Raw genomic sequence first — 14928 nt, forward strand, 5'->3', positions numbered from 1 at the left:
ACTGGAGATCTACCGGGACTGCACTATGTTCTCCTCATCAAGAACCCTGCTAGTTGCTGGACGTGGCTGTTCATGCATAAGATCACCATACGTACAAAAATTTTATACATTATTATCTTAGGACAAAGAAGTGAGGTGAGTACATTGTCTGGAAACGATTACCTTAAATTTATGACTGAGCAAATTGTATCCTATATTGACTTGTCCCCGGAGGAAAGAAAGAAAAAACATAATAAGAAAAAGAATGACAAAGTTGTTACCAATAGATGGTTTGGGATAGTACCTTTTGCATATCGTGCATGGAGAAAAAAGGGGTAGCCGTTATGTTCAGTTTGGCTATCCCTTTTTTCAACTAAATAGCAGGAGATAGATAAAACAATCCGCCATTTATGACTTCATAAGTAATAGTTGGTTTATATCTGTTTTCGATTTCCTTCAACTCTTTTTCCATCTGTTGTTCACGATTATTTTCGTCATTACTGTAAAAGTGTTTCAATAACGTGATTTCTTTTTTTAAAAGATGGATAGAATCCTCAGCCCAATCATGAGTTTGTCTTTCAATATAATCATCGATAACCCGCTCTATTCTTTTAAAACCACTCTCTAGCTTAATCATAGGAGAAATGGTATAGCAATAATCTGGAATCATCTGCTGCAAAGGAATGGCGGAAAGTTCCTTCATCATTTCTACCTTCATGGAACCGTTAACTAAATGAAGACCGATTGAAATTAATTCATCTTTTTTATGTTTTCCTTTATAACTAACTTTTATATTGGTAATCAACCATGGGTAAAGCGGGGTGTTGCTCTCCGCGTTCATGGATTGAAAAAGTTTGGTATACTTCTCATTTTGGTGAATATAATTCATAATTTGTTGTAATCTTGGACTTCCAAAATGAATCCACTCTCCTTTTATGTCTTTTTTATTAGGATTTGTAATGAGGGTTAATTGCATTGGGTCACCTTGATTACCCATTTTTTTAATATAATGCCAATAAAAGGGCCGATTCATTAAGGCCCTGTCCATTTCTTCGGTCAATTGGACGGTTAGGACACCTTCCTTATTTTCAACGATGGTACAATGTTTGGCAGAGAAGAATGTCACCAAAAATTTATTTAAATCAGTAACTGCCATACTGGTCTGCCTCGCCTTCATTAATACTTTGATTATGTTGGATAATGGAAGCCAAATTATCTATTTTTATTTTGGCTTCTCCAATAGTTCTCGATTCAGAGTATATTGTTTGTATTTCCTCTTCCATGTCCTTAATATCCAATTCGGCGAGAATATCGTCCAACTGTCCAATTACTTGTTCAAATAAATTAATTTTTTCATACAGTAATTTCATGATATGTTCTTCGATTGTGTCTTTGATTGCAAGGTTATAAATATGCACATCTTTTGTTTGGCCATATCGGTGAACACGACCGATTCGTTGTTCAAGCCGCATTGGGTTCCAAGGTAAATCATAGTTAATCATGTGATTACAGAATTGAAGGTTGATTCCTTCTCCGCCAGCTTCTGTAGCGATTAACACTTGGGCGTGATTTTGAAACAATTGTCGCATCCAATCTTTTTTACCTCTCTTAAATCCGCCTCTAAAAGGTACAGATGTAATTCCATATTGTTGTAGATACCACTGGAGATAAAGCTGTGTTGCTCTATACTCTGTAAAAATAATTACTTTTTCATCACCAATTTGTTTGATTAGTTCAATCACCTTTACTGCTTTAGTATGGTGTGGTAATTGTTCGATCTTTTGGATGATGTGTTTCAAGTCTATAGTGGTGTCACCGTTGTTTTCTTCTTCTAATTTATTTAACGACAAGAAACAAGCTTCTCTGGATGAACAAATTTCTCTTAAATAAGTAATCTTGGAAAATGCAGGTAAGGAGTATTTACTGTTTTCAAGCTCCTTATAAACACCTCTTTCTTCATCACTAAACTGTACCCATACTGTTTCAATATTTCTTTTTGTGTTATTAAGTGACGTTTCTTTCCGAGTGTTTCTAACCATTACTTTTTGGATTAATTGTTTAAGATAGATGTCCTCTTTAATTTTTGTACGATCTTTTCCGTATCTTTCTAAAAAGGATTCGTAATTTCCCAAATGACCAGGTTTTAAAATGGATACTAAATTAAATATTTCTATAAGTTGATTTTGTACAGGTGTTGCTGTTAACAAAAGACAATACTTTTTCTTGAGTGAACGGACAAAAGAAAAGTTTTTCGTCTTATGATTTTTAAGTTTGTGTGCTTCGTCAATTAAAATGAAGTCATAGTCTATATCTAAAATTTCTTCTCTATGTGGCGATCTTTTTGCGGTATCAATAGAAGAAATGATTATTTCTCCATGTTGCCAACTATAATTTTTGCGGTGAGCTATTGCAGGAATATAGAATTTTTCATTTAATTCCCTTTCCCATTGATTAACTAGAGATGCCGGCACAAGTATTAGAGCTTTTTTTACAAGGCCTCGTATCATATATTCCTTAAGGATTAAACCAGCTTCAATCGTCTTACCTAAACCAACTTCATCTGCTAAAATGGCACGACCATTCATATGCTCAATAACTTGTTCTGCACATTCTATTTGGTGGTCCATAAACGTCACCTGCGGTAGATAATCTAAGGCTCTCAAGCCAGTAAAAGCAGGTGCCATCCTGGTCAACTCTGCTTCATACGTTAGTGAAAATAAATCCCAAGGGGAAGTATAGTCACTATTGTTTAGCTTTTTCTGTAACTCATTAATAAATTGAGTATCCCTATGAAGTTCAATAGATTTCATTTACATTCTTCCTTTATAAAAAGTTAGATTATTAATACAAAAGGTTACTTCTATGCTATAATGATTCTATAAAAGTGAGTAGATCTTTCATGATATTGTTACATAGTATAACCAACTTTCAATATTTCATAAAAGCGAATGATTACAAGGGGAGAGATTATGGGGAATGGAAGCAAAGTTTATTCCGCCATAACGCCGAAGGAGCAAACAATTGTGAATCTCTCAGGCAAACAGACTCTTGTAGGACGCACCTCTGGAGAGCGCTTACTAGTTATTGGGAAGCCACCCACGAAGCAAGTATCTGTATTGATTTCTTAGAAAACTGCAGGTATGCAACTTTCTGGTTTAAGGACAGAGATTTCATTGAATATCAGTGAGATCTCTTTTTTTATTTAAAGAATCAGAAAATTTAGATGGGAGTGTGTGAAATGAGTGATTTGAAGCGAACACCTTTGTTCCCCGAGTATGAAAAGTACGGGGCGAAAACCATTGATTTTGGTGGGTGGGACTTACCAGTACAGTTTTCCGGTATAAAAGAAGAACACGAGGTTACTAGAACAAAAGCTGGTTTATTTGATGTATCTCATATGGGAGAAATCGAAGTAAAAGGGCCAAAAAGTTTAGAGTTTTTGCAACGAATGGTTACTAATGATGTATCAAAACTGGTACCTAATAAAGCACAGTACACATTTATGTGTTACGAGGATGGCGGCACAGTCGATGATTTCTTGATTTATATGATAGAGGACGCCCATTATTTATTAGTGGTAAATGCAGCGAACACTGAAAAAGATTATGAATGGTTAGTAAAACATAATGACTATAGCGAAGATGAGATAAAGGTTGAAAATATGTCTGCTTTCTATGTACAAGTAGCTTTACAGGGACCTAGAGCAGAAGCAATACTCCAATCAATTACAGAATTTGATTTGTCGGAAATTAAGTTTTTCCGTTTCAATAAAGAGGTTTATTTCCAGGGGATTTCCACACCTGCTCTTGTATCCCGTACAGGTTATACAGGGGAAGATGGTTTTGAAATTTATATAGCCAAGGAACATGGCAGAGAATTATGGAATTTGATTCTTCAAGCAGGGGAAAGTGAAGGCTTGCAGCCAATCGGCCTTGGTGCAAGAGACACACTGCGTTTTGAAGCGAATCTCGCATTGTATGGCCAGGAACTATCTAAAGATATCTCACCGGTAGAAGCAGGATTAACATTTGCTGTAAAGCCGAAAAAAGAATCTGACTTCATTGGAAAGAAAGTACTGAAAGACCAAATTGAGAATGGTCCGGAAAGAAAACTTGTAGGGATTGAGATGATCGACAAAGGAATACCTAGACATGGTTATGAAGTGTTAGTTGATGACCAGTATATTGGTTTTATAACTTCTGGTACCCAATCACCAACTTTAAATAAGAATATAGGTCTGGCATTAGTTAAAAAAGAATACACGGACGAAGGTACAGAATTAACAATTCAAGTCAGAAAAAGAAAATTGAAGGCTAGGATTATTACTACTCCATTTTATAAACGAGGGAAATAAGGAGGAAACTGGAATGGAATTTCGTTATTTACCAATGACTGAGGTTGACAAGCAGGAAATGCTGGATACAATAGGAATTCAATCAACAGATGAGTTATTCTCAGATATCCCAAGTCAATTACGTATGCAGCAGGAGCTAAACTTAAAAAAACCTGCTAATGAGGCTGATTTGATGAAAGAACTTTCGAGAATGGCTGGAAAAAATGCCAATTTGAAAGAGAATAGTTCCTTTTTAGGTGCTGGGGTTTATGATCATTTTATTCCATCAGTGGTGGATCATATTATCTCCCGTTCCGAATTCTATACGGCATATACTCCTTATCAGCCTGAAATCTCGCAAGGGGAGCTACAAGCAATTTTTGAATTTCAGACAATGATATCAGAACTTACTGGTATGGCTGTGGCTAACTCTTCTATGTATGATGGGGGCACTGCCCTAGCTGAAGCTGTTAACCTGAGTGCGGCACAAACAAAAAAGAAAAAGATTCTTGTTTCTAAAGCAGTTCATCCAGAATCACGGGCTGTGATTGAGTCTTATGCCAAAGGGCCAAATTTGGAAATTGTGGAGATAGACTTTGAAAACGGATTGACAGACCTCGTTCAGCTGGAAAAAGAACTGGATGAAAATACAGCAAGTGTTGTAATGCAGTATCCAAATTTCTTTGGTCAAATTGAACCTTTAGAAAAAGTCAAAGAGCTAATCAATACACAAAAGAAAACGATGTTTATTGTCTCCAGCAATCCATTGGCATTAGGTTATTTGTCACCACCAGGGGATTTCGGAGCTGATATTGTGGTGGGTGACACACAAGTATTTGGTATTCCAGCTCAATATGGCGGGCCACACTGTGGTTATTTCGCTACAACAGAGAAACTCATGAGGAAGGTTCCAGGTCGTCTTGTTGGTCAAACCGTAGATGAAGACGGTGCACGTGGCTTTGTATTAACACTGCAAGCAAGAGAGCAACACATTAGAAGAGATAAGGCCACCTCTAATATATGCTCCAACCAAGCTTTGAACGCATTAGCAAGTTCAGTTGCTATGAGTTCAATTGGCAAGCACGGTTTAAGAAAAATGGCTGTAATGAATATGCAAAAAACCCGTTATGCTAAAGAATTACTGGAGGAAGCAAAAATCCCTGTGGTAAACAATGGGGCTTATTTCAATGAGATTGTTATTAAACTAGATAAATCAGTAGCAGAAGTAAATAATAGTCTGCTGGAGAAGAACATAATTGGAGGTTATGATCTGGAGTTGGCTTATCCGGAACTACAAGGTCATATGCTAATCGCAGTAACAGAAATTCGTACAAAAGAGGAAATTGAAGCTTTTGTAAAAGAATTGGGGGATATCAATGGCTAACCAGGACTTTCCATTAATTTTTGAACGTAGCAGAGAAGGAAGAACAAGTTATAGTTTACCAGAATTAGACGTACCAAATTACGATATTGATCAAGAAATGGAAGAAGTGTATATTCGTAAAACTGCACCTGAATTGCCAGAGGTAAGTGAATTGGACATTATTCGTCACTATACAGGACTATCCAATCGCAATTACGGTGTTGATTCAGGATTTTATCCCTTAGGTTCATGTACGATGAAGTATAATCCTAAAATTAATGAGGACGTCGCAAGACTTGATGGCTTCAGTCATATTCATCCCTATCAGAGTGCAGATAGTGTTCAAGGAGCCATGGGAATGCTGTATGATCTGCAAACCTCATTGAAGGAAATTACAGGAATGCATGAGGTATCCCTTCAGCCTGCTGCAGGAGCACATGGAGAATGGACCGCATTAATGATGATTCGAGCTTTTCATGAAGCAAATGGCGATATGGAGCGTACCAAAGTAATTGTCCCAGACTCAGCTCATGGAACAAACCCTGCATCCGCTACCGTAGCAGGTTTTGAAGCAATAACAGTTAAATCAAACGAGAATGGTTTAGTAGACTTAGAAGATTTAAAAAGAGTAGTAGGTAAAGACACTGCGGCGTTAATGCTGACAAACCCAAATACGTTAGGGTTATTTGAGACAGAAATTATGGAAATGGCTGAAATTGTCCATACTGCAGGAGGTAAATTATATTATGATGGAGCAAATCTGAATGCCATCATGGGATACACACGGCCTGGAGACATGGGATTTGATGCTGTTCATTTAAATCTTCATAAAACATTTACCGGACCACATGGTGGTGGAGGACCAGGCTCTGGGCCAGTTGGGGTCTCTAAAGAGTTGGAGCCTTATTTACCTAAACCGATTTTAACTAAAAAAGCGGATCAATATATCTTTAATTATGATCGACCTCATTCCATTGGAAGAGTGAAGCCTTATTATGGAAATTTCGGTATTAATCTTCGAGCGTATACTTATATCCGTACGATGGGTGCTGAAGGATTGAAAAAGGTCAGTGAGTATGCTGTACTAAATGCAAATTATATGATGCGGAAATTAGAGGGGCGGTATACCCTGCCTTACCCACAACATTGTAAACATGAGTTTGTATTGTCAGGTAAGCAACAGAAAAAGTTAGGGGTACGTACGTTAGATATCGCTAAGCGTCTGTTGGATTATGGATATCACCCACCAACTATTTATTTCCCATTAAATGTAGAAGAAGCATTGATGGTTGAGCCAACAGAAACAGAGTCAAAAGAAACTTTAGACGGGTTTATTGAGACAATGCTTTCGATTGCAGAGGAAGCGGAGCATAAGCCAGAGCTTGTTCAGGAAGCTCCACACAATACAGTAGTCAAGCGAATGGATGAAACAACTGCTGCCAGAAAGCCAATACTTCGGTATTATGGTAAATAAACGAAAATAAAACATAAAAAGTTCCTAAGGATTACTTAGGAACTTTTTTCTATTTCTTTGCTTTCACTTTGCCAGTCCACTTTTTAAAGCCGCCTTTTAGCTGATTTATATCTTCATAGCCTTTCTTGTGAAGTAATTGAGCTGCTCTCGCAGATCTTGATCCACTTTGACAGTATAAATATACTGGCTTATCTTTACGGATTTCGATTAAGCGTTGGCGCATTTGAGTTACAGGGATATTTCTTGCTCCGAGAATATGACCACGGTCAAATTCCTGCGGCTCCCGAACGTCTATTAACTGGGCTTTTCGATAACCTTCACGAAATTGTTCTTCCGTCAGGGTCTTCAAAAATGTGCGTTGGCGAAAATACCTGAAGATACTAAATGCTGCCAATGCAACAATTGCTATTATTAAAAACTCCATTATTCTTCCCCCGTCACTACAATTATTTCATCTCTATTATATGCTTAATTTAATATTTTTTCAAAGCTTTTCACAAGTATCCTCTAAGTTTCTTTAGAGTTGCTTTTCTTAGAAAAGAGATTTTATAATATGTTGGTGACAAAAATCAATAAAACTTATTAATGCAATCCACAAAATTCTTGGTTTCGTAGTATATTTTGACCAAAATCTTACTTAGGCTTTTATTTGCTGCTAATTTCACCCCTTTTCATTGCTTGACAAAACGAGAAAAGCTCAACATATAGTATTTTTTAATGATTTCTCTTCAATATATTGTTTATGATAGATGGAATGTGGTAATGTATTACTAGTAAAATAAATACTTAAGACAGTCAAATGTGGTAGTAAAAGGAGCGATTAAATGCCTACCGTTATAGATCAAACAGGAATAAATGTTGAACAACTAAATGAGGACATTCGGTTATTCCCTCAAGTCCACCCTATTACAGAAGAAATGCATCTTAGTCATCAAGGAGTTTCCAGACTGGTTATGCTTGATAGATATGCATTTAAAGACACGGAAAAGAAAACTTTAAAAGCAGGGGATTTTGTCGTTTTAACAGTAAAAGCAGATCCTAAGTTTCCTGCAAGAGGTTATGGCTTTGTGAAATCTGTCAACTGGATGGAAAAAGAAGCTGAGATAAAAGTAGATTCAGAATTTGTTTCTATTTTAGATAATGAGGAAGAGGCAAAATCGGGAATTGTTAAACGAAGCTTAGATGTTATAGACAAGCCGTTAGAGATCTTTTATGAACAAATCGCAAAACGAAATGCAAAAGGCCTTTCCAGTGTGGAACAAACAACGGAGAATCAACAAAAGTGGTTTCAGCGGTTTAATAAAGAATTAACAGACATGAATTTTATTCCTGCAGGCAGAGTTTTATATGGAGCAGGTGCCAATACAGATGTAACTTATTTTAATTGTTATGTCATGCCGTATATAAAAGACTCTCGTGAAGGTATCTCTGACCACAGAAAACAAGTAATGGAGATAATGAGCAGAGGGGGCGGGGTAGGAACGAATGGCTCTACTCTTCGTCCAAGGAATACATTAGCAAGAGGAGTTAATGGGAAATCGTCCGGCTCTGTTTCCTGGTTGGATGATATTGCCAAATTAACACATTTAGTTGAACAGGGAGGCTCACGTCGTGGAGCCCAAATGATCATGCTTGTTGACTCCCATCCTGATATTATTGAGTTTATTATTTCTAAAATGCAAAACCCGAGGATTTTAAGATATTTAATAGAGAATACAGAGGATGAACAAATCAAGCGTCTTGCTAAGGAAAAACTGAAATTTACTCCGCTAACAGACACAGAAATGGATTTATATCAAGGAATTGTAAATTATCGTAATCAACCAGGTTTGGGCGGGTTCACCCAAGCTGCTATTCGGGAAGCCGAAGATAAGTTAAGGACGGGCGGAACATATTCTGTGCATAACGCTGAATTTCTAACTGGTGCTAATATTTCTGTCTGCTTGACAAAGGAGTTTATGGAAGCAGTGGAAAATGATGCTATGTATGAATTGCGTTTTCCTGATGTAGAAAGTTATACCGAAGAAGAAATGAATGCTTATAATAACCAGTGGCATGATATTGGTGATGTGCGTAAATGGGAAGAAATGGGCTATGGGGTCCGTGTTTATCGTCGTGTAAAAGCTGCTGAATTATGGAATCTTATTAATATCTGTGCAACCTATTCTGCTGAGCCAGGCATTTTCTTTATTGATAATGCAAATGATATGACAAATGCAAAAGCGTATGGTGATCAGGTTGTTGCTACAAATCCTTGTGGTGAACAACCATTAGCTCCTTACTCTGTTTGCAACTTGGCTGCTGTAAATTTAGCCCAGATGGCAAATAAAGAAACAAAGAATGTTGATTTTGATAAATTAAAGCAAACAGTTAGAACTGGTGTAAGGATGCAGGATAACGTCATAGATGCAACACCTTATTTTCTGGAGGAAAATAAGAAACAAGCCCTAGGAGAGAGACGCGTAGGCTTAGGGGTTATGGGGTTGCATGATTTATTAATCTATTGTGAGACGGAGTATGGTTCAGAGGAAGGTAACGAACTAGTAGATCAGATCTTCGAAATGATTGCCACTACTGCATATAGAGAGTCAATTGAACTGGCAAAAGAAAAGGGTAGTTTTCCGTTCTTAACAGGAAACACAAGAGAGGAAACGGAAGAATTGAGAAGAGCATTTATTAATACCGGTTATATGAAACGAATGCCAGAGGATATTAGAAATGGTATTTTGGAGCATGGGATTCGAAACTCTCATTTACTCACCGTAGCTCCAACTGGTAGTACAGGTACAATGGTGGGTGTATCTACAGGTCTTGAACCGTATTTTTCTTTCTCCTATTACCGCAGTGGCAGGTTAGGTAAATTTATCGAAGTAAAGGCAGATATCGTACAAGAATACTTGGACGAGCATCCAGAACAGGATCCAAATAACCTGCCCGCTTGGTTTGTTACTGCAATGGACCTAAAACCAGAAGCACATGCTGATACACAATGTGTTATTCAGCGGTGGGTTGATAGCTCTATTTCTAAAACAGTAAACGCACCAAAAGGTTATTCAGTTGATCAAGTAGAGAATGTATATCGCAGACTTTATAAAGGTGGGGCTAAAGGCGGAACAGTTTATGTGGACGGCAGTCGAGATACTCAAGTCCTAACCCTTAAAGCGGAAGAGAATACATTCGGGGAACAAACAGAACTTTTCCCAGAAACAGAACGGCCGAAAGTCGTCTTAATGGACACGATTCAAGAACTTGATAAAACGAATGTGACTATAGGTTCAGAGGTTGGGGATACATGTCCAGTTTGCCGAAATGGCAGTGTAGAAGACATCGGAGGATGTAATACATGTACAAGTTGTGGAGCTCAACTTAAATGTGGTTTGTAAATTATCAAAAGAAAGTAGCCTTAGAGGTTACTTTCTTTTTCCTTGTTTAATACCAAATGTTCCTGTATGCTTTAGTATAGAAACAAAGTTGCATAAGATAAAAAAAGATTCTCTGACGTTGTATGGAGTATAGCCTAGCGGGAGCAACTGCAGTTTAGCTTTCAACCAGTTGAAGAAGATACTTCCTTGTATTTGTTTAAAATAATTATTCCATTACACACCAACTTTGTTGAAGAAGGTTTGAGTAGCCTTTAGCTTCCCACTATGTTCATCCTTTTAGGATGGAATGTAATATACAATAATACACAATGGAATGAGGGGATAAACTAATGCCGACACCAAGTATGGAAGATTATATAGAGCAAATATATAACCTAATGAAATCAAAAGGATATGCAAGAGTATCTGCACTAGCAGAAGCGCTTGAGGTTCATCCTTCCTCGGTTACTAAAATGATTCAAAAATTGGACAAGGACGACTATTTGAACTATGAAAAGTATAGAGGTTTTGTATTAACTGCTAAAGGAGAAAAAATTGGCGAACGATTGGTATTCCGTCACGAGCTATTAGAAGAATTTCTTGAAATTATTGGTGTAGATAAAGAGAATATTTACAAAGATGTAGAAGGTATCGAACATCATCTAAGTTGGAACTCTATCGACCGAATTGGAGACTTGGTCAATTATTTTAAAGAAGATGAAGCTAGGGTAGATGCTCTTCGTACTTACCACCTAAAAGAAGAAAATCAATGAATAGCCATTAACATACAATGATAAACCATTGTATGTTTTTTTATTTGTGGTAAAAATATTGTTTTATTGCACATGTTTGAGAAAACACCGAACTAGAAAAACTCTATCGGCAAAAGAGCAGGAATATAAGCCGCACTTATTTCTGCACTATATACAGTTAACATAACAAATTGTTTTTCAAAATGTCTATTTACAAACACGAGAAGGTAGTTCGCATTCTATTTATTTTTCCAACCATTCTATATCCCAAACATACATAGTAGAACCAAATTATTTTGTTTAGAAGTCCTATTACTATGCTTTTTTCCCAGCCATTGACCAGCCAATTATAGTTTTAATTACTGCAAACGAAAAATGTTCTAAAATTATAAAAAAACTATATAGCTGTATAGCAGAGAACTTTTGAAAAGGGGGTGTTTTTTTGGAGGTTGATGCGGTCTTTTCTGGAGGGGGAATAAAAGCTTTCGCATTTCTAGGGGCGTTGGAAAGTATGGAGAACAAAGGTCTGGAAATCAGAAGGTGTGCTGGTACTTCAGCAGGTGCAATTGTTGCGTCATTTATTGCAGCTGGGTATACAAATAAAGAGATATTCAAACTAATTTCAAATCTGGAATTAACACAGTTTTTTGATCCCCCTGTGATCACAAAAATCTTCCCCTTAAGTAAGTGGTTCTATATTTATTTCAAGTTAGGAATAAATAAAGGGGATAAATTAGAGAAATGGTTGTACACACATTTAGCAAACAAAAATGTCTATACGTTTAAAGATATCCCACTCGAGAATCTTAAAATTGTGGTCAGTGATATTTCTTTAGGTAAATTAGTAGTAATACCAGATGATTTAAAACGAATTTATGATATTAATCCAGATCATTTTCCAATTTCAAAAGCGGTTAGAATGAGTGCTGGTTTTCCATATTTCTTCATGCCTAAACGAATACAAAATAAGACTACACGTGAAAGTTTAATTGTTGATGGAGGGTTGCTAAGTAATTTCCCTTTATGGATTTTTGAAAAAGAGAGGGATTTAAATCACCGTCCTATACTTGGGATAAAATTAGAGGAATCAAATAAGCAATTGGAGTCCTCTTCTATTGATAATGCAATCGATATGTTTTACGGGCTCTTTTCTACGATGAAACAAGCGCATGATACAAGATATATAACAAAATCAGAAAAAAATAATATTATTACTATTCCAGTTGAAAACCAACATGCCACTAACTTACATATCAATAACGCAACAAAAGAAAGATTAATCCAAGATGGAAGAGAACATGCAGAGCAATTTCTTAGATTTTGGCCAAAATAAAAAGGAGCGAGCATTTAAAATGATGCCCGGTCCTTTTCTTTCGTTTTATTTCCATCAATTACTTTTAAATGAGAAGCACGTTTATTCAATTTACGCTTTGAAGGGTTAATTACTTGTTTTTTTGTGTGACTGGATTTCACTGGTGTATGCTGTTTATATTTCGCTTTTGATTGTTTAACGGCTTTTTTATATTTTTTCATATCGTTCGTTGGAGCCTTTTTCTTGAGAAAGATAAAGTAGATAACCGCAAACATTGCTATACCAAAACCAAGCATAACAAGTAAATTGGTTAAAAAGCTTTTTGTATTAGTGAAAAGTTGTGATACTAACCCAACAGCTGCTAATGAAATGATTAGATACATAATAATAGATATTTTATTACGAGCCATTAGATTATTCCTCCTCTCTCCAAGGTAATAATAGCACCTATAATCTGTATACCACTAATTTGACTTTTCTACCCTGTTTTTAGGCAGAAATTATAAAAATATCTCGTTATTAGTTTAAATTCTTCCCATATTGGTAAATTTTATTCATTATTACTTAATTAATTTTACTACAAATGTGAGGGTGAAACCAGCTTGTTAATTCATGAAATATGCGTTTTTTTAATCAAATTGGCAATACTAAACGCGGAGGTGTTTTTATGCAGAAAGAAAAAAAGTTGGAACAAAATAAACGAGAAGAACCTATGTCTTTATTATCCCGTTCACTTCTAACGGGCTTTATTGGTGGGATATTATTTGGAAGCCTTGGGATGATCATGTATTACTTTAATTTTTCAGAGGTATCTCCTAAATCATATGTTCTTCGGTCGTGGATAACAGAAGAATGGACGGAAAAGTGGCTGGGAAACATTATTTCAATATTGTTGATAGGTATATTATCTGTATTAATTGCGATGTGTTATTATGGCCTGCTTAGAAAAATATACTCTTTATGGGCTGGAGTATTGTTTGGAATAATACTTTGGGGTCTTTGTTTTTATCTATTCCAACCCATTTTCCCCAACATTCCTGAGTTGTCTCAGCTTACTAATCATACTATCGTTTCAACTATTTGTTTGTTTGTCATTTATGGTTCGTTTGTTGGTTATTCCATTTCATATGATTATTTTGATACTAAAATGAGAGAAGCAAATGGATAAAAAATCCTCAGTCTAGTAGTGTAATGATTATTCAAATGAACAGGAGTATGATAAACTTAAAACATCCGCTTGGCAGATGAACGTGCTTGTAACAATGTTATAGAAAGGAAAGGGAGAATGGAGAAACTAAACAATTTAAAAAAAGCCTTAGAAGGCAAAAATGTAGATGGTATTTTAATTAGCAGCGATTTTAACAGAAGATATATTACTGGTTTCACTGGGACAGCAGGGGTTGCACTTGTTGGTCAGAATGATACCAAATTCATTACGGACTTCCGTTATATGGAACAAGCCAATGAACAAGCGAAAGATTTTGATGTCATTGAGCATAAACAACCAATCGAACTGGAAATAAAAGATCAGCTTAGCAACATGGGAATAAAGCGGCTTGGCTTTGAAAAAGATCATGTGACATATAGTCAGTTTGAGACGTATAAAAAGACCTTTGGCGTGGAATTGGTTCCTGTGAGTGGTTTAGTTGAAGATTTGCGTCTAATTAAGACAGAAGAAGAAGTGGAAATTATAAAGAAAGCTGCAAAAATTGCAGATGATGCGTTTGAGCACATTCAAGCCTTTATAAAACCAGGCGTAAAAGAAATTGATATATCGAATGAGTTAGAGTTCTATATGAGAAAACAAGGTGCTACATCTTCAAGCTTTGATATAATAGTAGCATCTGGCCTACGTTCCGCTCTTCCTCATGGAGTCGCCTCAGATAAGGTGATCCAGTCTGGAGAATTAGTTACGTTAGATTATGGAGCACTATATAACGGGTACTGTTCAGATATAACAAGAACCTTGGCTGTTGGGGAAATAAGTGATAATTTGCGGGAAATTTATAATACAGTGCTGGAAGCGCAGCTTAGAGGGGTAAATGGAATAAAAGCTGGCATAACTGGTAAAGAAGCGGATGCTTTAACAAGAGACTATATTACAGAACAAGGGTATGGAACGTATTTTGGCCACTCAACAGGGCATGGATTAGGAATGGAAGTACATGAAGCTCCAGGACTATCCTATAGAACAGAGGATAAATTGAGGGCAGGTATGGTTGTAACAGTAGAACCAGGTATATACATACCTAATGTAGGTGGTTGCAGAATAGAAGATGATATTCTGATAACAGAGGATGGTAATGAGCGTTTAACCTTAGCTCCAAAAGAACTCATCCAACTATAGAAACAG

At 36.4% G+C, this 14928-nt stretch carries 13 protein-coding genes and 1 riboswitch; of the genes, 9 read left to right on the plus strand and 4 right to left on the minus strand.

The window, feature by feature from the left end; genetic code table 11:
- Positions 1-72 precede the first annotated feature (72 nt).
- Positions 73-318, plus strand: a complete 246-nt coding sequence (locus X953_RS09630; RefSeq protein ID WP_040955369.1) for a YqzE family protein — start codon at positions 73-75, stop codon at positions 316-318.
- A 34-nt stretch (positions 319-352) separates the two neighbouring features.
- On the opposite strand, the gene X953_RS09635 is transcribed toward X953_RS09630, so the two are convergent.
- A complete protein-coding gene (locus X953_RS09635; RefSeq protein WP_040955370.1) occupies positions 353-1135 on the minus strand; it encodes a YqhG family protein in 783 nt (260 codons plus the stop codon).
- Positions 1122-2789, minus strand: coding sequence for a DEAD/DEAH box helicase (locus tag X953_RS09640; protein WP_040955371.1), 1668 nt, complete (start codon positions 2787-2789; stop codon positions 1122-1124). The genes X953_RS09635 and X953_RS09640 overlap by 14 nt, the downstream gene beginning before the upstream one ends.
- A gap of 138 nt (positions 2790-2927) precedes the next feature.
- Positions 2928-3037, plus strand: a riboswitch (glycine riboswitch).
- Between the two features lie 180 nt (positions 3038-3217).
- Here X953_RS09640 and gcvT point away from each other — a divergent pair.
- From gcvT to gcvPB, 3 genes are read left to right on the plus strand one after another with little or no spacing between them, the layout of a single operon-like run.
- Positions 3218-4333, plus strand: coding sequence for a glycine cleavage system aminomethyltransferase GcvT (gene gcvT, locus X953_RS09645; protein WP_040955372.1), 1116 nt, complete (start codon positions 3218-3220; stop codon positions 4331-4333).
- Between the two features lie 13 nt (positions 4334-4346).
- Positions 4347-5696 (plus strand): aminomethyl-transferring glycine dehydrogenase subunit GcvPA, encoded by a 1350-nt coding sequence (gene gcvPA, locus X953_RS09650; protein ID WP_040955373.1) that lies wholly within the window; start codon positions 4347-4349, stop codon positions 5694-5696.
- Complete coding sequence (gcvPB, locus tag X953_RS09655; RefSeq protein WP_040955374.1) at positions 5689-7149, plus strand: aminomethyl-transferring glycine dehydrogenase subunit GcvPB; 1461 nt, start codon at positions 5689-5691, stop codon at positions 7147-7149. Before gcvPA ends, gcvPB begins: the two co-directional genes overlap by 8 nt.
- Before the next feature lie 49 nt (positions 7150-7198).
- Here the strand turns inward: gcvPB and X953_RS09660 are convergent, their stop codons facing one another.
- Positions 7199-7573, minus strand: a complete 375-nt coding sequence (locus X953_RS09660; RefSeq protein WP_040955375.1) for a rhodanese-like domain-containing protein — start codon at positions 7571-7573, stop codon at positions 7199-7201.
- Between the two features lie 400 nt (positions 7574-7973).
- Here X953_RS09660 and X953_RS09665 point away from each other — a divergent pair, with 400 nt between their 5' ends.
- The 3 genes from X953_RS09665 to X953_RS09675 all read left to right on the plus strand — a co-directional run bounded on the left by X953_RS09665 (position 7974) and on the right by X953_RS09675 (position 12596).
- Positions 7974-10532 carry a vitamin B12-dependent ribonucleotide reductase gene (locus tag X953_RS09665; protein ID WP_040955376.1) on the plus strand — a complete coding sequence of 853 codons (2559 nt, stop codon included), beginning with the start codon at positions 7974-7976 and terminating at the stop codon, positions 10530-10532.
- Positions 10533-10861: 329 nt separating this feature from the next.
- On the plus strand, positions 10862-11284 hold the full coding sequence (gene mntR, locus X953_RS09670; RefSeq protein ID WP_040955377.1) for a transcriptional regulator MntR: 423 nt from the start codon (positions 10862-10864) through the stop codon (positions 11282-11284).
- Between the two features lie 421 nt (positions 11285-11705).
- On the plus strand, positions 11706-12596 hold the full coding sequence (locus tag X953_RS09675) for a patatin-like phospholipase family protein (RefSeq protein WP_040955378.1): 891 nt from the start codon (positions 11706-11708) through the stop codon (positions 12594-12596).
- Positions 12597-12610: 14 nt separating this feature from the next.
- Here X953_RS09675 and X953_RS09680 read toward each other — a convergent pair whose 3' ends face one another.
- Positions 12611-12985 (minus strand): SA1362 family protein, encoded by a 375-nt coding sequence (locus X953_RS09680; protein ID WP_040955379.1) that lies wholly within the window; start codon positions 12983-12985, stop codon positions 12611-12613.
- 257 nt (positions 12986-13242) lie between these two features.
- Between X953_RS09680 and X953_RS09685 the strand changes: the two genes are divergently transcribed.
- Entirely contained in the window at positions 13243-13743 is a 501-nt protein-coding gene (locus X953_RS09685; protein WP_040955380.1) for a YqhR family membrane protein, read from the plus strand.
- A 117-nt stretch (positions 13744-13860) separates the two neighbouring features.
- A complete protein-coding gene (locus tag X953_RS09690) occupies positions 13861-14922 on the plus strand; it encodes a Xaa-Pro peptidase family protein (protein WP_040957071.1) in 1062 nt (353 codons plus the stop codon).
- Positions 14923-14928 lie beyond the last annotated feature (6 nt).

Source organism: Virgibacillus sp. SK37, from assembly GCF_000725285.1.
In the GTDB taxonomy this organism is placed as follows: Bacteria; Bacillota; Bacilli; order Bacillales; family Amphibacillaceae; genus Virgibacillus_Q.